This window comes from Nocardia sp. NPDC003183, from assembly GCF_053590715.1.
Genome location: NZ_JBSFTG010000014.1, coordinates 79663 through 100594, shown reverse-complemented (window position 1 = coordinate 100594; position 20932 = coordinate 79663). Strand labels below are relative to the sequence as shown.

At 68.7% G+C, this 20932-nt stretch carries 19 protein-coding genes; 6 read left to right on the top strand and 13 right to left on the bottom strand.

Features of this window, described 5'->3' with window-relative positions; genetic code table 11:
• Positions 1–138: 138 nt before the first annotated feature.
• Entirely contained in the window at positions 139–1074 is a 936-nt protein-coding gene (locus ACWDXS_RS28930; RefSeq protein ID WP_449970398.1) for a 4-(cytidine 5'-diphospho)-2-C-methyl-D-erythritol kinase, read from the bottom strand.
• A gap of 153 nt (positions 1075–1227) precedes the next feature.
• On the opposite strand from ACWDXS_RS28930, the gene ACWDXS_RS28925 reads away from it, so the two are divergent.
• The gene (locus ACWDXS_RS28925) at positions 1228–1434 is read left to right on the top strand and encodes a heavy-metal-associated domain-containing protein (protein ID WP_378993206.1); all 207 of its coding nucleotides are present in this window, start codon (positions 1228–1230) and stop codon (positions 1432–1434) included.
• Positions 1435–1780: 346 nt separating this feature from the next.
• On the opposite strand, the gene rsmA is transcribed toward ACWDXS_RS28925, so the two are convergent.
• From rsmA to ACWDXS_RS28900, 5 genes are all read right to left on the bottom strand, one after another.
• Entirely contained in the window at positions 1781–2665 is an 885-nt protein-coding gene (rsmA, locus tag ACWDXS_RS28920) for a 16S rRNA (adenine(1518)-N(6)/adenine(1519)-N(6))-dimethyltransferase RsmA (protein ID WP_378993208.1), read from the bottom strand.
• Positions 2666–2699: 34 nt separating this feature from the next.
• The gene (locus ACWDXS_RS28915) at positions 2700–3854 is read right to left on the bottom strand and encodes an alpha/beta fold hydrolase (protein WP_449970609.1); all 1155 of its coding nucleotides are present in this window, start codon (positions 3852–3854) and stop codon (positions 2700–2702) included.
• A gap of 124 nt (positions 3855–3978) precedes the next feature.
• The gene (locus ACWDXS_RS28910; protein WP_378993211.1) at positions 3979–5124 is read right to left on the bottom strand and encodes an alpha/beta fold hydrolase; all 1146 of its coding nucleotides are present in this window, start codon (positions 5122–5124) and stop codon (positions 3979–3981) included.
• Positions 5125–5320: 196 nt separating this feature from the next.
• The gene (locus ACWDXS_RS28905; protein WP_378993213.1) at positions 5321–6448 is read right to left on the bottom strand and encodes a transglycosylase family protein; all 1128 of its coding nucleotides are present in this window, start codon (positions 6446–6448) and stop codon (positions 5321–5323) included.
• Between the two features lie 172 nt (positions 6449–6620).
• Positions 6621–7475 (bottom strand): TatD family hydrolase, encoded by an 855-nt coding sequence (locus tag ACWDXS_RS28900; protein WP_449970606.1) that lies wholly within the window; start codon positions 7473–7475, stop codon positions 6621–6623.
• Between the two features lies 1 nt (position 7476).
• Between ACWDXS_RS28900 and metG the strand changes: the two genes are divergently transcribed.
• Positions 7477–9045, top strand: coding sequence for a methionine--tRNA ligase (gene metG / locus ACWDXS_RS28895; protein WP_387445826.1), 1569 nt, complete (start codon positions 7477–7479; stop codon positions 9043–9045).
• A 61-nt stretch (positions 9046–9106) separates the two neighbouring features.
• On the opposite strand, the gene ACWDXS_RS28890 is transcribed toward metG, so the two are convergent.
• Positions 9107–10297 carry a DUF418 domain-containing protein gene (locus tag ACWDXS_RS28890; protein ID WP_449970393.1) on the bottom strand — a complete coding sequence of 397 codons (1191 nt, stop codon included), beginning with the start codon at positions 10295–10297 and terminating at the stop codon, positions 9107–9109.
• 81 nt (positions 10298–10378) lie between these two features.
• On the opposite strand from ACWDXS_RS28890, the gene ACWDXS_RS28885 reads away from it, so the two are divergent.
• Entirely contained in the window at positions 10379–11176 is a 798-nt protein-coding gene (locus ACWDXS_RS28885; protein ID WP_449970603.1) for a TetR/AcrR family transcriptional regulator, read from the top strand.
• A 3-nt stretch (positions 11177–11179) separates the two neighbouring features.
• On the opposite strand, the gene ACWDXS_RS28880 is transcribed toward ACWDXS_RS28885, so the two are convergent.
• A complete protein-coding gene (locus ACWDXS_RS28880; RefSeq protein WP_379312055.1) occupies positions 11180–11932 on the bottom strand; it encodes an isocitrate lyase/PEP mutase family protein in 753 nt (250 codons plus the stop codon).
• Between the two features lie 33 nt (positions 11933–11965).
• Positions 11966–12451 (bottom strand): redox-sensitive transcriptional activator SoxR, encoded by a 486-nt coding sequence (soxR, locus tag ACWDXS_RS28875; protein WP_101465780.1) that lies wholly within the window; start codon positions 12449–12451, stop codon positions 11966–11968.
• Between the two features lie 164 nt (positions 12452–12615).
• Between soxR and arcA the strand changes: the two genes are divergently transcribed.
• Positions 12616–13857, top strand: a complete 1242-nt coding sequence (arcA, locus tag ACWDXS_RS28870) for an arginine deiminase (protein ID WP_378663679.1) — start codon at positions 12616–12618, stop codon at positions 13855–13857.
• Positions 13854–14219 carry a GntR family transcriptional regulator gene (locus ACWDXS_RS28865; RefSeq protein ID WP_378993225.1) on the top strand — a complete coding sequence of 122 codons (366 nt, stop codon included), beginning with the start codon at positions 13854–13856 and terminating at the stop codon, positions 14217–14219. The genes arcA and ACWDXS_RS28865 overlap by 4 nt, the downstream gene beginning before the upstream one ends.
• 12 nt (positions 14220–14231) lie before the next feature.
• Here the strand turns inward: ACWDXS_RS28865 and ACWDXS_RS28860 are convergent, their stop codons facing one another.
• Positions 14232–15836: a dolichyl-phosphate-mannose--protein mannosyltransferase gene (locus ACWDXS_RS28860; RefSeq protein ID WP_449970387.1), complete on the bottom strand. Its 1605-nt coding sequence runs from the start codon at positions 15834–15836 to the stop codon at positions 14232–14234.
• 177 nt (positions 15837–16013) lie between these two features.
• Between ACWDXS_RS28860 and rsmI the strand changes: the two genes are divergently transcribed.
• Positions 16014–16883 carry a 16S rRNA (cytidine(1402)-2'-O)-methyltransferase gene (gene rsmI, locus ACWDXS_RS28855; RefSeq protein ID WP_387445894.1) on the top strand — a complete coding sequence of 290 codons (870 nt, stop codon included), beginning with the start codon at positions 16014–16016 and terminating at the stop codon, positions 16881–16883.
• A 23-nt stretch (positions 16884–16906) separates the two neighbouring features.
• Here rsmI and ACWDXS_RS28850 read toward each other — a convergent pair whose 3' ends face one another.
• The 3 genes from ACWDXS_RS28850 to ACWDXS_RS28840 form a co-directional block, all read right to left on the bottom strand.
• Positions 16907–18034 carry a glycosyltransferase gene (locus ACWDXS_RS28850; RefSeq protein ID WP_378993229.1) on the bottom strand — a complete coding sequence of 376 codons (1128 nt, stop codon included), beginning with the start codon at positions 18032–18034 and terminating at the stop codon, positions 16907–16909.
• A 79-nt stretch (positions 18035–18113) separates the two neighbouring features.
• Positions 18114–19103 (bottom strand): GAF domain-containing protein, encoded by a 990-nt coding sequence (locus tag ACWDXS_RS28845; protein ID WP_449970383.1) that lies wholly within the window; start codon positions 19101–19103, stop codon positions 18114–18116.
• Positions 19104–19112: 9 nt separating this feature from the next.
• A complete protein-coding gene (locus tag ACWDXS_RS28840) occupies positions 19113–20930 on the bottom strand; it encodes a putative bifunctional diguanylate cyclase/phosphodiesterase (RefSeq protein WP_449970380.1) in 1818 nt (605 codons plus the stop codon).
• Between the last annotated feature and the right edge of the window lie 2 nt (positions 20931–20932).

Below are 20932 nucleotides of genomic sequence, written 5' to 3'. Positions count from 1 at the left end.
GACGGGGGGATTGCTGGACCAGTTGGCCCGTTCCCGGTGAATTACCCATGTTCGTGCGAGATCTGTTGATTGCGATCATAGTGGACGCCGCCGGTCGCTCTGACCGGCACCGCGGCGGCCGGACTGAGCTGGTGGTCGTCAGCGTTTGGAGTGTGCCTCGATGTCGAGCACGCGGGCGCCCTGAACAGGACCGGTGGCCGTGCGCACGCTGCGGCACACGCCCGCGCCTGCCAGCTCCGCGGCGACACCGATCGCGGCCTCCTCCGATTCGCAGAGGAACGCGCACGTGGGCCCCGACCCCGAGACCAGCCCGGCCAGGGCGCCCGCGCCGACGCCCGCGCGCAGCGTGCGGCGCAGTTCCGGTTTCAGGGAGAGTGCCGCGGCTTGGAGGTCGTTGCCGAGTAGCGGCGCGAGGGTGTGCGGGTCGCCGGCGGCCAGTGCCTGCATGAGTTGCTGGGGATCACCCAGGCGCGGCGGCTCCCCTTCGGCGCGTAGCCGGTCGAGTTCGCGAAAGACCGAGGGGGTGGACAGACCGTCCTTGGCCAGCGCGAGGACCCAGTGAAAGGTGTTGCGCGACAGCACCGGAAGCAGGCGTTCGCCGCGGCCGGTGCCCAGTGCGGTGCCACCGTGCAGGGAGAACGGGACGTCGCTGCCGAGTTCCGCGGCGATCGTGGACAGTTCCTCACGGGTCAGGCCGAGGTCCCACAGCTCGTTCAGCCCGACCAGGGTCGCGGCCGCGTCGGCGCTGCCGCCCGCCATACCACCGGCCACCGGGATGCCTTTGGTGATCGCGATCTCGACCAGCGGGGCACGGCCCGCCAGATGCGCCAGGCGGACCGCGGCCTTCCAGACCAGGTTGGTGCGATCGGTGGGCACCTCGGCGGCGCCTTCGCCGCTCACCCGCACGGAGAGCGAGGCAGAGGGGGCCAGACGGAGGTCGTCGGCGAGGGACAATGCTTGGAACACGGTGGTCAGGTCGTGGTATCCGTCCGGGCGCAGATCAGCGACTCCGAGATGCAGGTTCACCTTCGACGGAGCTCGCACGACGACCGGGCTGGGCACAACTGACAGCACGATTCCCCAGCGTAATAGGTTCCACCGACTAGTACGCACGCCGAATGCCCGGCACTCGGCCGAGGGGTTGCGCCAGGTACCCTTGGGGGGTATGTTCGTTCGTGTCGGGGACATACCCCTGGACCGTATGTTGGAAGAGCGAAGGAGCCGGCCATGGCCACCACCACCTACACCGTCACGGGGATGACCTGCGGACACTGCGTGAGCTCGGTCAAGCAGGAGATCGGCAAGATCGATGGCGTCACCGGCGTGGAGGTCGACCTCGCCAGCGGCCTCGTTCGCGTCGACAGCTCGGGCGAACTGGCCGACGCCGATGTTGCCGCCGCGGTCGACGAAGCGGGCTACGCGCTGAGCGCCTGACTCCACCTGTGCTGGGCGAGCAGGCGCCGCGCGCGTCCAGCTCGCCCAGCATCGACCCGGTTCGCGACAACGCCCCCGTTCACCGTGGGTTCACCCACGTCAGGACGCGTCACGAATCATCCACAACGTCATCCACATCTTTCCCCCGACGTGGTGCGACACAAATTTCCGGGTTCCACCGGGAGCGCCACCCGCCGATCATGATCAACTCCGAGTGCCGCGAAAACCGGTTGTCCACAATTGCTTTCACAGGGGCACCACAACCCGCGCCGGTGAACGGCCGGTGTACTGCGGGTTCTCCTGCGGGAGCCCACGATTCGCCGCGCGGGCGTACCGCTCGCGCCGATCAGGTCGTCGCAGCCAACCGGACGAACGCCGACGTCTCCAGGGTCTCGCCCCGTGCCGTCGGATCGATCCCGGCGGCGACGAGTCGGCGCTCGGCCTCGGCAGGCGAGCCCGCCCACCCGGACAGCGCCGCCCGCAACGTCTTTCGCCGCTGCGCGAACGCCGCGTCGATCACCTCGAACACCCGCCTGCGATGCGCGTCGTCCATCGGCCACGGCGCTTCGGCGTATCGGTCGATCCGCACCAGACCCGATTCGACGCGCGGCACCGGCCAGAAGACCTGCGTCCCCACGTGACCGGCCCGCCGGACCTTTCCGAAGAAACCCGCCTTGACACTCGGCACCCCGTACACCCGGTTCCCCGGCTCGGCGGCAAGCCGGTCGGCCACTTCCGCCTGGACCATCACCAGCGACACCATGATGCTGGGCAACGTCGCGAGCAGGTGCAACAGCACCGGCACGGCCACGTTGTACGGCAGGTTCGCCACCAGCGCGGTCGGTACGGCGGGCAACTGCTCCGGACGCACCCGCAGCGCGTCTGCCTCGACCACGCGCAGACGCTCGACCAGGCCCGGCGCGCGATCGGCGACGGTTTCGGGCAGATAGTTCGCGAGCACGGGGTCGATTTCGACGGCGACCACCTGGTCGACCACGTCGAGCAGCGCCAAGGTCAGCGAGCCGAGACCCGGGCCGACCTCGAGCACGGTGTCACCCGCGCCGACACCCGCCGCGGATACGATGCGCCGCACGGTATTGCCGTCGTGCACGAAATTCTGTCCGAGCTGCTTGGTGGGTCGGACACCGAAACGCTCGGCCAGGGTCCGCACCTCGGCGGGACCGAGCAAGGCGGCACGGCTACCTCGAGCGGAATTCTCTGGTTCGGACACTGCTAGAACCTACCAACCTCGTTGATCGGGCAGCTCAGCGCTGTGTCGGGGCGGCGTTGGCGCGCGCGAGGAAACCGTCGATGGCGGCGAGCTGCTCGGGCGAGACCGAGCCGTGCTGGCCGTTGCCGAGGACCACCTGCTGGTCGACGCCGTTGGCCGCGAACTGGGCGACCAGCGCCGCGTGCAGCGGCGACGGCACGACCATGTCGGCGACGTTCATGGACAACAGGATCGGGGCATCGTAACCGCTGGTCGGCAGCATCATGTAGGCCGCGAGCGGATCGCGCAGCGGAGCGAGCGGGCGGGCCAGCAGGTCGGCGGAGGTGACGCCCTTGGTCGACGCAAGGATCTCGTCCAGGCACTGGCTGCCCGCGGCGTCGACAATTTCCTTGCCGCGCGGAGTCAGGTAGGAGTCGATGTCGAGCGCGGGGTCAGTGGCGCGCAGACCGGCCAGGATGCTGACGATGAAGGAGGTGGTGGCGCTGGAAAGCCCCGGCACCATCGGCGTCGTCGGGCTGACGAACGGCAGGATCTTCTCCACGTCCGAGGCTGGGTCGATCGCGGCGACACCACGGAAGTCGAGCTCAGGGGCGTACTCAGCCTGCACGTGCGCCGCGCTCAGCGCCGCGTGGCCACCCTGTGAAACGCCGAGCACGCTCCAGGTGCGCGAGAGGTCGTGGTTGGCGGCGCGGGCAGCACGGACCAGATCGATCGTCGCAGTTGCCTCGCTGCGCACCTCGAGGTACGGGTGCGGGCCGGTGTCGAATCGGCCGAGGCCGAGGTAATCGGGCGCGACGACGGCGAAGCCCTGGTCGACGAACCGCTTCAGCAGCCGGTCCTCCCCCCCGCGCTGCTGTTGGAAGGGCGCGGTCTCCGGATCGGCCTGACCACCGCAACCCGGGCCGGAGCCCGAGGTGCCGTGGTCGTATGCCAGGATCGGCCAGCCGCCGACCGGTGCGTCACCTTCGGGCAGGAACATCGCGCCGCTGGCCGGGCGCTGGACGCCGGCCGAGTCGGTCATCCAGTACTCGACCGACGAGCCACGGTCGAGCCCGTGCCAGCCCGCGGGTTCGGCCTGCAGCGAGATGAGCGAACCGGGCGCCTCCGCGGCGGCCGGAGCGAATCCGGCCGCGGTCAGCGCACTCGCGACCAGCGTGGCGACGACGGTCGCGCGAATCGGGTTGTTCAGCACAACTCAGTCTCCCTACCAGGCGATCACGATCTTGGACGAGTGTACAGATCAGGGCGGGCCGGGCCCTGGAGCAAACGGCATCCATGCAGACCGATGGGCAGTGCCGGAGAGCGGCAGGCGATCAGCGCACCCGGGCGAGGAACTCATCGATCGCGGACCACATCGCGGGATTCAGCTCGCAGTGACTGCCCGTCCCGACCACCGGTGTGTAGTTCACGCCGCCCGCGGTGAACTGGGCGGCCAGTGCCGCGTGCAGTGGCGAGGGCACCGTGCGGTCGGTGGCGTTGACCAGCAGCAGGATCGGCGCGTCGTAACCGCTGGTCGGCACGGTCATGTAGTCGGCCATCACCGACCGCAGCGGCTCGTCGCCGAGGGAGCGGCTGAGCATCGCGCCCAGCGTCAGATCAGCGACCCGGTCGTCGATGGCGTCCGAGCACAGGGCGCCGATCTCGTCGAGGACCTGGCGGCCGAGCGGGCTGAGATAGCTGTCGACCTGCGCGTCCGGGCGCGCAGCGCGCAGTCCGGCCAGGATGCTGGCCGAGAACCCCAGAATCCCGCCGCTGAGGCGATCGGGATTGCCCGGCCCGAGCAGCGTGGCCACCTTCTCCACGTCCGATTCCGGGTCGATCGCGATGGTCCCGCGGAAGTCCAGCTCCGGCGCGTAACTGGCCTGCCGGTGCGCGGTGCCGAGCGCGGCCTGCCCGCCCTGCGACATCCCCGTCGCCACCCACACCGGCGAGAGATCATCGCGCACAGAATGCGCGGCCCGGAGCATGTCGATGGTGGCAGTGGCCTCGGTGTCGATGCCGAGATACGGATGCGGACCGGTATCGAACCTGCCGAGCCCCAGATAATCCGGCGCGACGACAGCGAACCCTTTCGACACCAGATACCGCAGGAAAACATCCTGCCCCACTTGCGATTCCGGCCACGGTGCCCCCGCCGGATCCGACTGTCCCCCACACCCCGCCCCGAGCCCGGTAGTCCCGTGGTCATAAGTGACAACAGGCCAACCACCCGCAGGCGCAACACCACTCGGCAAATACAGCGCACCGCTGGCGGGCTGCGACACACCGCCCACCCCGCGCGTCCAGTAGTCGATGACCTGAGCCCCCGACATCCCGTGGAATCCATCCCCCTGCGGAACAACCGCGATAACAGTCCCCGGAGCCTGCGCATGCGCCACCGGCAGCGGCACACACACCCCGACCCCCGCCGACAGAACCGCCGCGGCCACCGAACGCCTCCAGGCCGAAACCCTACGCATCACAACCACCCGTCGACTCGTCACCGACCCGACTCCGCCGCACGAGCACAGCAGACCCGGCGAAACGAGAGCACGCTAACAGGCTGGGCTGTTCCGCCTCTGCGCGTGTCCAGCGTGTCGCCCGGAGCCCGAGTGCCAGTTCTCGGCCCCACGCCGGAGTGGAGGTGGCTGGGAGTTACCTACTGTTCTTGCGAAATCAGCTGATTCCCAGGCGTCCGGTGCACGCGGGCCAGGCGCCCCAGCCCTGACGTGCCCGCGTCACCTCGGCGATCGCGATCTGCTCTTCGCGGCTGGCCAGGTCGGCGCGCGGTGCGTACTTCAAGCCACCCTGGCGTTCCCAGGTGCTCTGATCGAACTGGATACCGCCGTAGTACCCGTTGCCGGTGTTGATCGCCCAGTTCCCCGTCGACTCACACTTGGCCAGCGCATCCCACACCGCACCGTCACGCACCGGCGGAACCTCGGTCCCCGGCTTGGCGCCCTTGCGGATCGTCTTGTTCTGCGCGGGCGTGATCACATTCGAATGCACCTGCACGCGTGAGGCTTCGACGCCGTTCACCATCTTCACCGCGAACGTCGCCTCGTGCAGACCGGGCATCCCCGGGTTCTCCACCACGGTGCGGCTCATGTTCATGGTCACGTCCTCGATCACCGTTTCGGTGGGATCGAGCGGCAGGGTCTCGGTGCGCTGTTCGGTGCGCTGCCGGGTGACGACGACCTGCATGCCCTCGGCGAGGGGGGTCGTGGCGGCGGGCTCGGTGAAGTCCTCGTCCTTCAACGGAACGCCCGCGGCCGTGAGGAATTCACCGATGGTCGCGGCGGCGAGGCGCACATCGACCGGGGCTGCGCCACCGTCGACCAGCGCGATGGTGCGCGGGGTATACACACTCAGCGCCGCACCCGCGAGGGGCAGTTTCTCGGTGCGCGAGGGCAACACGTGGGTGTCGGACGGGATCTGCATCGATGCCAGCGCGTCGCCCGCGGTGGTGCCGGTGGTCCACACCTTGCGCTCGACACCGTCGACGGTGACGGTGATCTCGCGGCCCCGGTTGAAGGTGATGGTGGCGCCGTCGCCGACTTTGGCGCTCGCGGCGGGGATCACCTCGTCGTGTTCGGCGATCTCGTAGCCCGCGTCGGCCAGGATGGCGCGCACGTCGCGCGACATCGTCGAGAGCTCGGTCCGTTCGCCGTCGATGACGATCGCGACCGTCTTGTGGTTCACGATGGCCAGCGAGGCGCCGACGAGAAGAATCAGCAGCATGGCCGCCACCGCTGCGAACAGCAGCGGTGAACGTGACGAGTTGATCCGCGCAAAAGCTGACATGATTACAGGACGATAACGACGCGGTGCGCGGTAGACAACACCAGGCCGCCCGAACAGCGGGATCGTAGATCACAATTCGATATAGACCGCGCTGGTAGATAACGATGTCAGCGAAGGAATGTGAGCCGACTCACGTTTAATGTCCAGCCCCCTGTCGATCCGGCGAAACGGACTACCGAATCCGATACAGCCTGCGCGCGTTGGCGGTGGTGATCTCGGCCAGCGTCTGCGGGTCCTGTTCCCGCACTTCGGCGAGCGCGCGGACGGTGTACGGCAGGCAGTACGACTCGTTCGGCGCACCGCGATACGGGTGCGGTGTCAGATACGGCGCATCGGTTTCCACCAGGATCTGGTCGTCGGGCACCAGCTTGGCGGCCTCGCGCAATTCGTGTGCGTTCTTGAAACTCACCGTGCCCGAGAAGCTCAGCACGTACCCCTCCGCCACGCACGCCTCGGCCATCGTGGCGTCCGAGGAGAAGCAGTGGAAGATCACCGTGTCCGGCGCACCCTCGTCGAGCAGCACCGTGAGCAGGTCGTGGTCGGCTTCGCGGTTGTGGATCATCAGCGGTTTGCGCACGCGTTTGGCCAGGTCGATGTGCCAGCGGAAACCCTCGATCTGGGTTTCGATGTCGGCGCAGCCGTCGAGCTTGCCCGGCCAGTAGTAGTCGAGGCCGGTCTCACCGACCGCGACCACGCGCGGGTCGGTGGCGAGGTGCTCGAGCTCGGTCTTCGCCGTGTCGTCGAGGGCGTTGGCCCGGGTGGGATGCAACGCGACAGCGGCGTACACCCGCGGATCCCAGTTCGCGGCCCGCACGGCCCACTGCGCGGCGGCGAGATCGTCGGCAACGGTCACCACGTGCCCGACACCGGCCGAGGCGGCCCGGTCGACGATGGCCGAGGTCGACGCGGCATCGGTTGCGCCACAGGCATCGAGGTGGGTATGCGCGTCGATCAGGGGCGCGAGCGGCGGCGGAACAGGCGGAGCCGGACGATTCGTGTTTGCCACCCGGATTAGAGTAGTGCCCATCATGAGTGCAGCCGAAGGCGCCGAGGCGCCCGCCTTCTACGTCACGACGGCCATCGCGTACCCCAACGGTGTGCCGCATATGGGCCACGCGTACGAGTACATCTCCACCGACGCGATCGCCCGCTTCAAGCGACTCGACGGTTACGACGTGTTCTTCATGACCGGCACCGACGAGCACGGTCAGAAGATGCAGCAGACCGCCGCCACCGAAGGCATCCCGGTGCAGGAGCTCGCGGCCCGCAATTCCGACGTCTTCGAGGCGATGGACAAGGCGCTCGACATCTCGTTCGACCGCTTCATCCGCACCACCGATGACGACCACATGGCCGCGAGCGTCGCCATCTGGGAACGGATGCTCGCCAATGGCGACATCTACCTCGACAACTACTCGGGTTGGTACTCGGTGCGCGACGAGGCCTTCTACAACGAGGACGAGACCACCCTCCTCGCCGACGGCACCCGCGAGTCCACCGAGACCAAGACCCCGGTCACCTGGTCCGAGGAGTCGAACTACTTCTTCAAGCTCTCGGAGTATCAGGACAAGCTCCTCGCCCTCTACGAGGAGCGGCCCGAGTTCATCGCACCCTCGACGCGGCGCAACGAGATCGTCAGCTACGTCAAGTCCGGGCTGAAGGACCTGTCGATCTCCCGCACCACCTTCGACTGGGGTGTTCCGGTCCCCGGCGCGCCCGACCACGTGATGTACGTGTGGGTCGACGCGCTCACGAATTACTTGACCGGCGTGGGCTTTCCGAACACCGACTCCGCCGCGTTCGAGAAGTTCTGGCCCGCCAACCTGCACATCATCGGCAAGGACATCACCAAGTTCCACACGGTGTACTGGCCCGCGTTCCTGATGTCGGCCGGGATCGCACTCCCCGACCGGGTGTTCGTGCACGGGTTCTTGTACAACAAGGGCGAGAAGATGTCGAAGTCGACGGGCAATGTCGTCGACCCGCTCTCGCTGGTGTCCACCTACGGCCTCGACCAGGTGCGGTTCTTCCTGCTGCGCGAGATCTCCTACGGCCAGGACGGCAGCTACAGCAACGACGCCATCGCGGGCCGCATCAACGCCGACCTGGCCAACGAGTTCGGCAACCTGGTCCAGCGCAGCCTGACCATGGTCAACAAGAACTGCGACGCCAAGTCCCCCACGCCCGGCGAGTTCACCGACGAAGACCGTGCGCTGCTCGACCGCGCGAACGGGCTGCTCGCCAAATGCCGCGCCGAGTTCGACGTCCAGCAGATGCACCTCGCCCTGGAAGCCATCTGGCTCACCCTCGGCGAAACCAATCGCTACTTCTCCGCCAATGCCCCCTGGGCACTGCGCAAGTCGGGCACCGCAGAAGACCTGGCCCGCATGGCGACGGTCCTCTACGTCACCCTCGAGGTGGTCCGCATCGTCGCCATCCTGGTCCAACCGGTGATGCCGGGCTCCGCGGCCAAGATCCTGGACCTGCTCGCCCAGGAAGGCCGCACCTTCGCCGACATCGCCACTCCCCTGGCTCCCGGTCTCGACCTGCCCGCGCCGGAGCCGGTCTTCCCGCGCTACGTCGAGCCCAAGGAATAGTCGAACGAACGGTGGCGCACGGCCTTTCGCGGTGCGCCACCGTTCGGAATCGCCGGGTACCTCAGCCCACCGCGGTCGGCAGCGGTCGCCAGGCCGGTCTGCGACCGATGGTCACCCATCGCAGGATCCATTCGGCGGGGCCGTATCGATGCCGGCGCAACCACAGCGCGCTCACCCAGAGTTGCGCCAGGAAAACGAGCAGCGCCAGCGCCATCGTCGCCAACGGCGACAAGCTACCGGCCGCACCGAATCCCACGCCGGTGAAGATCACCAGGCCGATCGCGGATTGCCCCAGGTAGTTGGTCAACGCGATCTGTCCCGCCGGCGCGAGCGCTGAGCGGATCCACGCGGTACGCGGACTGTGCATCAAGCGCAGCAACGTCGCGACGTAGGCGGCAGCGAGCAACGGTGCGGTGGCGACGCTGACGGCGACCGCGAGCGTGTGCCCGGTACCCCCGCCGAGCGTGTACACCGTGCTGCCCGCCAATCCCACCGGAAAGCCGACCCACTGGATTCGCCGCAGGATCGGTTCGTCGCCGCGGACCCGCGCGAACAGTTGCCGGCGACCCGCGACCATGCCGAGCAGGAACATCGCCAGCGCGGTGGGGCCCTGCAGACTGACCGCCTGCAGGATCAGCAACACCAATCCGTCGAGGTGCTGGCCGATGATGTCGCCCCAGCCGCCCAGCATCGCCGAGGTGGCCTGTTCGGCGTTCGCGTGCGCCACCTCCGGCGCGGGCAAGAAGCTCGCGGTGTCGAGGAAAAGCCCGCTCAGCAGCAGGCTCGCCAGCACGACGCCGTACAACGCGGCGGCCACCCGCAGCGCCGTCCGATCCCGGCATCGCCGCATCCAGAACAGCACCAGGCAGGCCAGCGCGTAAGTGGTCAGCACGTCGCCGCCGTACAGGAAGACGATGTGCAGCACGCCGAGCACGAACAGCCCCGCGATCCGGCGCAGCATGCGCGGTTCGAAGGCCACTGCGGCGGCGGCCGCCGATTCCATCTGCAACGTGAAGCTGTAGCCGAACAGGAACGAGAACAGCACATAGAACTTCATGTCGACGAACACCGACGACAGGCCGCGCACAGCGTCGTCGAGGGGCGAGGTGAAGGCGGGATCGATGACCAGATTGCCGGGATATCCCGAGGCCATGAAGGTGATGTTGACGACGAAGATGCCGAAGAGCGCGAAGCCGCGCAGCGCGTCGACGTCGTGCACTCGCGGTCTGGGGGCGACCAGTTGATCGGTCATGCGGGTTGCCAACCTCTCGGATAGCGGCAGCACTAATTATCCCTGGGATACTATCTCAAGGATAGTAATCGCGTGGATAGTATGTGCCCGCAGCCGACCGACGCTGCCCGAACCCAGGAGGAAGTCTCCGCGATGACCGACGAGCCGGTGCCCGCCGACCTGAGCAGACTCTGGCGACTACCGGATCGAGCGCGGCTCGGCCGACCGGCGGAGCTCGACGTCGAGCGCGTCGTGCGCGCCGCGGTGGAGCTGGCCGACCGGCGCGGCATCGGGGCGGTGACCCTGGCCGAAGTCGCCTCGACCCTCGGCTTCACGAAGATGGCGCTCTATCGCCACGTCGGCTCGAAGAACGAACTGTTCGAGTTGATGTCCGATCTCGCACTCGGCCCCGCACCGGACATCAGTTCCGACCCCGGACAGTGGCGCGCCGGACTGCGCCGATGGGCGCACGCCCTTCGCGGGGTCCTACTCGCGCACCCGTGGCACGCGCAACTGCCGATCAGCGGACCACCGCGTGGACCCCACGCGATCGGTTGGCTGGACGCCGCGCTGCGCGCCCTCGCCGCGACCGAGCTCGATTGGGCGACCAAAGTGGGCATCGTGATGCTGGTGGACATGCATGTGCGGCAATCGAGTCTGCTCACCCAGCAATTGACGGACGCCAGGCAGGGCACCGGCCTGGACGAGGCCGACGTCAACCAGCACTACGGCGCGGCGCTGGCCCGGCTGGTCGATCCCCACACGCTCCCGCAGGCGGCCGCGCTGTTCGCCTCACCGCTGTTCCAGTCGCCGCCCGACGATCCGGCGGACGGCGACTTCGTCTTCGGCCTGGAACTGATCCTCAACGGCGTCGCCGCGGAGGTCGAAGGTAAGGCCTAGCGGCTATTTCCAGGCAGCCAGCAGGTTGGTCGCCTCGGCGCCCAATGCGGCCTGAAGGAACGGGCCGAAGCTGATGCGGGCGACGCCGAGGCCGGCGAAGTAGTCCTTGGCCGGGCTACCCGGTTGGCCGATCGCGTTGACCGGCAGCGGCAGCTCGGTGGTGAGCCGGCGCAGGTCGGCATCGGCGTGCTTGCCCACCGGGTAGAGAACGTCGGCACCCGCTTCGGCAGCCAGGGTCAGGCGGGCGATGGCACGGTCGAGGCGGTCGGCCTCGTCGCCGTCCTGGCGCACGAACAGGTCGGTGCGGGCGTTGACCACAACGTGCACGCCCGCCGCGTCGGCGGCTTCGCGCAGGCCGCGGACCAGGTCGGCGTGTTCGGCGGGCGAACGCAGACGCTTGCCCTCGCTGTGCACCGTGTCCTCGATATTGAGGCCGACGGCGCCCGCGGCGAGCAGGCCGTCGATCAGTTGCAGCGGTTCGAGGCCGTAGCCGGATTCGATGTCGACCGAGACCGGGACCTCGACCGAGGCGGTGACCTGGGTGACGCGGGCCAGGAGTTCGTCGAAACTCATCCCCTCACCGTCGGCGCGGCCGATCGAGTCGGCGACCGGGTGGCTGCCCATGGTCAGGCCCGAAAAACCGGCCGCCACAGCGACATTCGCCGACCATGCGTCCCAGACGGTCGGCAGCACCACCGGATTTCCCGGACGGTGCAGTTCGAGCAGAGTCTTCGCCTTGGCATCCAGAGAAGTCATACCCGCGATGATGCCCGAGGCGTCCGACAAGAGCTATACGCAGCCGGATTTCGGCGGGCAGTTCACCTGGACATCGAGCACGCGCGCACCAGGACCCTCCGCACCGAGCCGGTCGTGCTCGTTGACGAGTTTGCACGAGCCGAGCGACAGGCAGCCGCAGCCGATGCAGCCGGTCAGATTGTCGCGCAGGCGCACGAGCTGGGTGATGCGGTCGTCGAGATCCTCACGCCAGGTGGTCGACAGGTTCTCCCAGTCGCGACGAGTCGGGGTGCGCCCCTCGGGGAGCCGGTCCAAGGCCGAGCGAATCTCACTGAGTGGGATACCGACCCGCTGCGAGATACGGATGAAGGCGACCCGGCGCAAGGTCTCGCGAGAATATCGACGTTGATTGCCACTGGTTCGACGGCTCGATATGAGACCTTCGCGTTCGTAGAAGTGCAACGCGGACACTGCAACTCCACTACGATCGGATAGCTGCCCGGGGGTCAGCTCCTTCGTTTGCCAATCGGCCATCGTCATCTATAGCTCCTCCCACTACCACCTAAACAATACTTCAGGTATTCGTGTCGTGTACGAAAAATGGGCGGAACACGCGCCCGAGCGGCGGTCACCGACGAGCAGCCGCGGCCGAACCCAGCGCGTTGCAGCTCGCAGACACGCGGTCCTCGCATTACGGTTTGCAGATGGGAACCGCCCCCGACTCGCGCCTGACCGTCACCTCCGAGGTCGGCCAGCTACGGACGGTGCTGCTGCACCGCCCCGGCGCAGAACTACGCCGACTCACCCCGAGCAACAACGATCAGCTGCTGTTCGACGGCATCCCCTGGGTCGAGCGCGCACAAGCCGAACACGACGCCTTCGCCACCGTACTGCGCGAGCGCGGCGTAGAGGTGCTGTTACTGGCAGACCTGCTGACCGAAACCCTCAGCGCCAGTGGGGCAGCCAGGATCCAGGGCATCTCGGCGGCAGTCGACGCGCGCAGGCTCGGCCACGGCCTGGCCGACCAGCTCGCCGCCGAACTGCGCAAATTCGACGCCCCCGCGCTCGCCGACATCCTGATGGCCGGAATGACCTTCGACGAGCTGCCGTTCGGCCCCGACGCCACCTCGCTGGTGCGGCGCATGCACCACGGCGGCGATTTCGTCGTCGATCCGCTCCCGAATCTGCTGTTCACCCGCGATTCCTCGTTCTGGGTCGGCCCGAAGGTCGCGATCACCTCGCTGGCCCTGCCCGCCCGCAGCCGCGAGACCTCCATCACCGACCTCGTCTACGCGTTCCATCCACGTTTCCTCGGCGTGCGCCGGGCCTACGAGTCACACACCGCGCCGATCGAAGGCGGCGATGTGCTGCTGCTCGCCAAAGGTGTTGTCGCCGTGGGTGTCGGCGAGCGAACGACCCCCGCGGGCGCGGAAGCGCTGGCGCGCAGCCTGTTCGACGACGAGCTCGCGCACACCGTGCTGGTGGTGCCGATCGCGCAGAACCGGGCCACCATGCACCTCGACACGGTCTGCACCATGGTCGACACCGACGCGGTGGTGATGTATCCGGGCGTGCGGAAATCGTTGGAGGCGTTCACCATCCGCCGCGAGGACGGCTTCTCCGGACGCGGTGACCTCGAGCGCATCAGCATCACCGGACCCGAACCGTTCCTGCCCGCCGCCGCGGCGGCGATGGGCATTCCGAAGCTGCGCGTGATCGACACCGGCCGCGAGGGGCCCGACGCCGAACGCGAACAGTGGGACGACGGCAACAACACCCTCGCCCTCGCGCCCGGCGTGGTCGTGGCCTACGAACGCAACGAGATGACCAACTCGCGCCTGACCGAGGCGGGTATCGAGGTGGTCACCATCAGCGGTTCGGAGCTGGGCTCCGGCCGCGGCGGTCCGCGCTGTATGTCCTGCCCGCTGTCCCGAGACGAGGTGTGAGCATCGTGTTCCACGTCGAGCTGTCCACCGATTCCTCGCAGCCGCCCTACGAGCAGCTGCGCATGGCCGTGATCGAGCAGGTCCGCGCGGGCACCCTCCCCGCGGGCACCAAGATCCCCACGGTCCGCGCGCTGGCCGCCGATCTCGGCATCGCCCCCAACACCGTCGCCCGCGCCTACCGCGAACTGGAGTCCGACGGCGTGCTCGAAACCCGTGGCCGCCAAGGCTCTTTCATCGCCTCCTCCGGCGACCCCACCCGCGATATCGCCAGCCGGGCCGCCGTCGACTACGTGACCACGGTCCGGCGGCTCGGACTCGACGACGCCGACGCGATCGCCTTCGTCCACCGCGCCCTGGACTGACTCCCCCCGGCGCTACCGCCAGCTCGGCAGCCAGAGGTGGTCCTGCCAGTTCTGCGGCGTGATCGCCTGACCCGTGAGGATCGGCCACAGCCAGACGAAGTTCGCGATCACCAAGCCCAGATAGATGCTGACGATCAGCAAGCCGAGCGCGTACCGCTCGTTCACCGGGGCGGGAAGATAGGTACCCGTCGGACTGCGCGGTATCCCGGCGGGTCTCGCCGACCCGAGGATGTCGCCGAGTGCCAGCGCCATCCCCATCACCAGGAACGGCGCGAGCACCACCGCGTAGAAGAAGTACATCTGGCGGTCCAGCGTCAGGAACCACGGCAGCAGCCCCGCGCCGTAGCCCACCAGCACCGCCGCGTAACGCCAGTCGCGGCGCACCGCCGAACGCCACACCATCCAGCCGATCAGCGGCAGCGCCAGCCACCACAGCGCGGGCGTGCCGACGGCCATCACGGCCTTCACGCACTGCGCTTCGCCGCAACCGGTGACGGTGCCGTCGGCGTAGTAGTAGAGCATCGGGCGCAGGCCCATCGGCCAGGTCCACGGCTTGGACTCCCACGGATGGTGGTTGCCCGCCGAATTGGTGAGACTGGAATGGAAGTCGAGGGTCTCGCCCTGGTAGTACCAGAGCGAGCGCAGCGCGTCGGGCAGGAACGCGAACGCGCCACCGCTGCCGACCTGATTGCCCACCGCGTACCGGAACACCCCGTTCTCGCTGGCGAACCACGCCCAATACGAGGACAGGTACACCACCAGCGGAATCACCACCAGCGCGTATAGCGCGGGCCCCACGTCGCGCACCATCGCGCCCAGCCACGGTTTGCGCACCCCGTACGCGCGGCGCGCGCTCACGTCGAAGGCCACGCTGAGCAGGCCGAAGAACATGATGTAGTAGATGCCCGACCACTTGGTGCCGCACGCGAGCCCGAGCAGCACGCCCGCGCCGAACCGCCACCAGCGCACGCCCAGCCGCGGACCCCAGTCCGAGACGCCGACCCGCCCGGCCAGATCCGCGCGAGCCATCCGCTCGCGCATTTCGTCGCGGTCGACTATCAGACAGCCGAACGCCGCGGTGACCAGCAGCGACATGAAGATGTCGAGCATGCCGATGCGCGAGGAGACGAAGGTCAGGCTCTCGGCGATGAGCAGCACACCCGCGAACGCGCCGATCAGCGTCGAGCGGGCCATCCGGCGCACGATCCGCACCACGAGCAGCACCAGGATCGTGCCCGCCAGCGCCGCCGTGCCACGCCAGCCCCACGCGTTGTAGCCGAAGATCGCCTCACTGAGGGCGATGAACTGCTTGCCGACGGGTGGGTGCACGACCAGGCCGTAGGCGGGGTTGTCCTCCACGCCGCCGCCGGTGACCATCTGCCAGGCCTGTGGGGCGTAATGCTTTTCGTCGAAGACGGGAGTGCGCGCGTCGGTCGGATAGTTCAGGTTGATGAACCTGGTCAGCGCGGCGATGACGGTGAGCACCGCGGTGACCAGCCAGCCGCGCGCGGTGTCGAGCGGACCGAAATCGGGGGCCGGGCGCAGCGGCGCGGGACTGACCGACGCCGACACGGGACGCGACGGAGGCATCGCGCGCTCATCGGTCACCGGGATCACGCCCCGATCGTAGGCGGTGCCACCCACGAAGTCCGACCCGACACTTGTGCCCCCTCGTTTCCCCACCTACGCGCCCTCGGGCGCGGCTCCCCCGCCTGACAGAATGAACACGCGCCATCTACGCACGCGGCTTCCGGGCGACCGAATACCGCCTGGCCGCACTGCTCGCCGCACTCGATCGCCTGCGGGGAGAACTTACCGGAGAGGTCGGACAACACTGTGTTGGTCTTAGCGGCAACCCCCATGGGCGACATCGGCGACGCCTCGCAGCGACTGCGCGACGCGCTCGGTTCGGCCGACGTGGTCGCGGCCGAGGACACCCGCCGCACGAAATCGCTCGCGAAGGCACTCGGCGTCGAGATCACCGGCCGCATCGTCAGCTTCTACGACCATGTGGAAGCCGCCCGTATCCCCGCCTTGCTCGACGACATCGCGAGCGGTCTGACAGTCCTGCTGGTCACCGACGCCGGCATGCCGTCGGTGAGCGACCCCGGCTACCGCCTGGTCGCCGCCGCCGTCGACCGTGATCTCCCGGTCACCTGCCTGCCCGGCCCCTCGGCGGTCACCACCGCGCTGGCCCTGTCCGGTCTCCCGGTGGAACGCTTCTGTTTCGACGGCTTCGCCCCGCGCAAGGGCGGCCAGCGCCGAGAGTGGTTGCGTACCTTGGCCTCCGAACAGCGTGCCATCGTCTTCTTCGAAGCACCCCACCGCCTGGCCGACTGTATGGCCGACGCGGTCTCGGTCCTCGGCCCCGATCGTCGCGCCGCCATCTGCCGCGAACTCACCAAAACCTACGAGGAGGTCGTCCGCGGCACGCTCGGCGAACTGGCCGCCTGGTCCGCCGATGGCGCCCGCGGCGAGATCACCGTGGTTCTCGAAGGCTCCCAACCGGTTTCGGCCGAGCCCGCCGAACTGGTCGACGAGGTCGAGACACTGGTGGCAGGCGGCATGCGGCTCAAGGACGCCTGCGCCGAAGTCTCCGCAGGCCGGGGCGCCTCCCGCCGCGAGCTCTACGACGCCGTCCTGGCGGCCCGCTCGGAGAGCTGAGCCCGAACGCCGAGCCTGCCCGATCAGCGACCCAGCACCGCGAGCATTCCCGCGACCGCGCGGGGCCAGCCGAATTGCTCGGCGCGCGAGCGGGCAGCTCGACGGCGGCCGGAGGTGGGCATGGCCAAGACATCGGTGACAGCCTGCGCGAAGGCACGGGGCCGATCGGCGGCGATAGCCCCGCATTCGGCGGTGACGATATCGGCGAGGGCGGACGAGCGGCTCGCCACGACCGGAGTGCCCGCGGCCAAGGCCTCCAGAGCAGCGAGGCCGAAGGTCTCGTGCGGGCCCGGCGCCAGTGAAACATCCGCGGTGGCCAGGAGTTTCGCCACCATCGCGCGTTCGTTGATGAAGCCGGTGAAGTGGACCGCGGGCTCGCCACCGGGCAGGGCGGGCAGGGTGCGGGCGCGGCGTTCGAGCGATTCGCGCCGCGGCCCGTCGCCTGCGACGACCAGCCGGGCGGGTACGCCGGCGCGATGCAGGGCGCCGACCGCCTCGATACTGCGGTCGACACGCTTCTCCACCGACAGCCGACCGCAATGCACCAGCATCGGATGCCCGGCGACGCCGAGATCGGCGCGCAAGCCGGAGTCACGGCGTCGTGGACTGAACAGATCGAGGTCGACCCCGAGCGGGACCAGTTCCACGTTCGGCGCACCGATCCGCAGGAATTCCTCCCGCGCGAAGTCGGTGGTGCACACGACCATGTCGTAGTCGGCTGCCGTGCGCCGGTTGGCCACGTCGGCGCAGCGGCGCGCGGCGGGTCCGGGCAGGAACTGGCCGAGCAGCCGGTCGAGGCGCTCGTGCGAGATCATCACGCTCGCCACCCCGCGCCGCCCCGCCCACCGGCCGAAACCGCGCAGCGTGAGCCGGTCCGACACCTCGAGCACGTCCGGCGACAACCCGGACAACACGTCGGCCACCCGCCGCGGATCCGCCGCGCGATACCCACCTGTCCACGGAATTCCCAACGCGGGCAAAGTAATTCGCAACGCACCGGTGGGCAGAACCTCTTCCGAACGCCGCGACCCCGGCACGATCAGCACCACTTCGTGCCCCGCCGCCACATAGCCCTCACCGAGGTGGTGCAGGGCAGTGCGCAACCCACCCGATCGCGGGCCATAGAAATTGGCAAGCTGCACGATGCGCACACGCCGATCGTCGCGCCGCGCGGGTTACCTCCGGGTCCTGCCCGAGGAACGGGAGGTGAACAGCGTCGAAAGATGCGGCTCAGTGCGCGACGAGCGAGCCGTCACCGGCCGACCACACCCGCAGCAGCCCGTGCCCCGTACCCATGGCCACCAGTTCGGCCTGCGCGGTGATCCACTCCCCGACCGCGAACCGCACCCGCAGCGCCAGTCGCCTGCCGGTACCCGGAGTGCGGGCCAGGTCGCGGCAGGCGCCCCGCAACGTGGCGAGATCATCAGGATCGATGACGGGTCGCTCCACCAGCCAGCGATCCAGCGGGGGCAGCGGTGGTCCGGCCCATTCGTAGATCAGGGCGCTGGTCAGCTCGATGATGCCGACACCCACACCGCTGCTCTGCGAAACGGCGCGCAACATGGCCGTATCGGGATCGGCCGCGGGCTGGGCGGAATCGAGCTCGGGGATGGCGTGCATCAGCGCGCTGATCCGGCGTTGCGCGGGTACCGCCCTGGTGATCATCTGGAAGTGGCGGACCTCGTCGTCGTCGCCCGCCATGTCGACCTCGCCCTGCCACAGGCCACCGTCGTCGATGCGCGCGACCATCGCGAAGTACTCGATGCGCCCGTCGAAGCGCGCCATCCGGCCGAATGCCTCGGGCGGCGTGCGGATCACCCGGACCTGTTCGGGGTCCCTGGCGAAGACGAGTTCCTCCAGGCCGGGTCCGTGATGGGCGAGCTCGGTGTCGGCATCCCAGTCCCAGGCGGCGACTCGGCGCGGTGGCGGGATCGGGGTATCGACGGCTCCGGCCCACAGCCGTACCCCGTGGACGCCGCCGTAAGCGCACGGCACCGGCTCGGTCACCACCAGCGTGTCCGCCTCGACCAGGCGCTGCGCGTGCCCGTCCGCGTGGCAGCGCCGCACCGCCTCTGCCGCGATCCGCGCGCGGGACGGGCCGAGAACCCGACGCAGCGAGCCGAGCCCGGACCAGTGCCTCGGGTGCGCGCCCGCGGCGACCACCGTCGGCTCACCACCGGGGAGAAGGGTCTCCACCAGGAGCCAATCGTCGGACGGCATCGCCGCGATTCAGCTCGACGCCACGCCACGACCCGCGCGCGGCAGGTCGAGGTCGAGCGGGATACGTCCTTCGCGCAGGTGCGCCTCGACTTCCTCACCCGGCATCGGCCTGGCGATGAGGAACCCCTGCGCGCGGTAGCAGCCGAGACCGACCAGCGTCCTGGCCGCCATCGGCGTCTCCACTCCTTCGCCCACCACGCCGAGGCCGAACGACCCGGCCAGCCCGATGATCGACTTCACGATCGCCAGGTCGTCGTCGCTGTCGCCGAGCCGCTGCACGAAACCGCGGTCGATCTTCACGGCGTCGACGGGCAGCGCCTTGAGATGGGAGAGCGAGCTGTAGCCGGTACCGAAATCGTCGATGGCGATCTGCACGCCCATCCGTTTCAGGCCGCGCAGGGTGAGTCTGGTTCGCACGAGGTCCTGCACGACGACGTGCTCGGTGATCTCCAGGCAGACGGAACTGCCGTCGATGCCGTACAGGCGGAGAATGTCCTCGATGCGCTCGACGAAATCGGCGCTCACCAGCTGGACCGGGGACACATTGATCCGGATCACCACATTGGCGGCCAGCCCGCGGCGGCGCCAGTCGGCGAATTGCGAACAAGCCGACCGGATCACCCACCGGCCGAGTTCGCCCGCCAGGTTGGTGGCCTCGGCGACGGCGACGAACGCGCCGGGCGGCAGAAGTCCGCGCGTGGGGTGCTGCCAGCGCACCAGCGCTTCCAGCGCCACGATGCGTCCGGTGCGCAGGTCGACCTCGGGCTGATAGTGCAGCACCATCGACCCGTCGGACACCGCGCTGCGCAGGTTGACCTCGACGTCGTCCTGTAACTCGAACTGGACCCGCATGGCGTCGGTGAACACCGCGATCCCGTTGCCACCACCGGATTTCGCCGAGAGCAACGCGTGGTCGGCACGGCGCAGCACGTCCGACACCGTCGTCTCGCCGGGCACACCGAGCGCCACGCCGACGCTGACGCCGCGGCTCACCGATTCCTGCCCGACCGAGACCCGGCGCCCGACCAGCTCCTGGATCCGGTTCGCCTCCAGTTCGGCGGCCACCGCGTCCATCGTCTTCGCGGGCACGATGACGAACTCGTCGCCGCCCAGGCGCGCGATCATGTCCTCGGGGGCGAAGTTCTTGCGCAACCTGGCCGCGAGCGTGCGGATGAAATTGTCGCCCGCGTTGTGACCGAGGAAGTCGTTGAGCGCTTTGAGCCGATCGAGGTCGAGGAAGAAGGTCGCGACCGGACCCTCGTTCCCCGGCGCGAGCCGTTCCTCCATGTGCTCGAGCAGCGCGCGCCGGTTGGCCAAGCCGGTGAGATCGTCGTGCGAGGCGATGTAGCGCAGCCGGTCCTCGGCCTCCACTCTGGCCTGTAGCTGGGCGAACAGGGCCGCGATCGCCTTGAGTACATTGACCTCGCGGGTGGTCCACGCCCGGTCACCGCGCCGGACGAAACCGAGCGCGCCGATGGACACCCCGCGCGAGACCAGGGGAACGCAGGCGGTCACCATTGAGGGCATGCCGGTGGTCTGCCTGATCATCTCCTGGTAGTCGGGGTATTCGTCGCCTCGGCTGACGATGATCGGCTCGACGGCGTTCTCGCTGGCCAGGAACAACGAGTCGGCCTCGGCGAAGTCGATGACGCGTAAGGGGTCGGGGTCGGGCACGTAGGGCCGGCGCGGCCACTCGGCGATCAGCACGGTCTGGCGCTGCTCACGCACGGTGTGGCGCAGATAGGCGAACTCGACGTCGAAGTAGTCCACCAGGCTCGCGAGCACGCGCTCGCTGGCCACGACCATGGTCGTGGCGTCGACGCCCATCA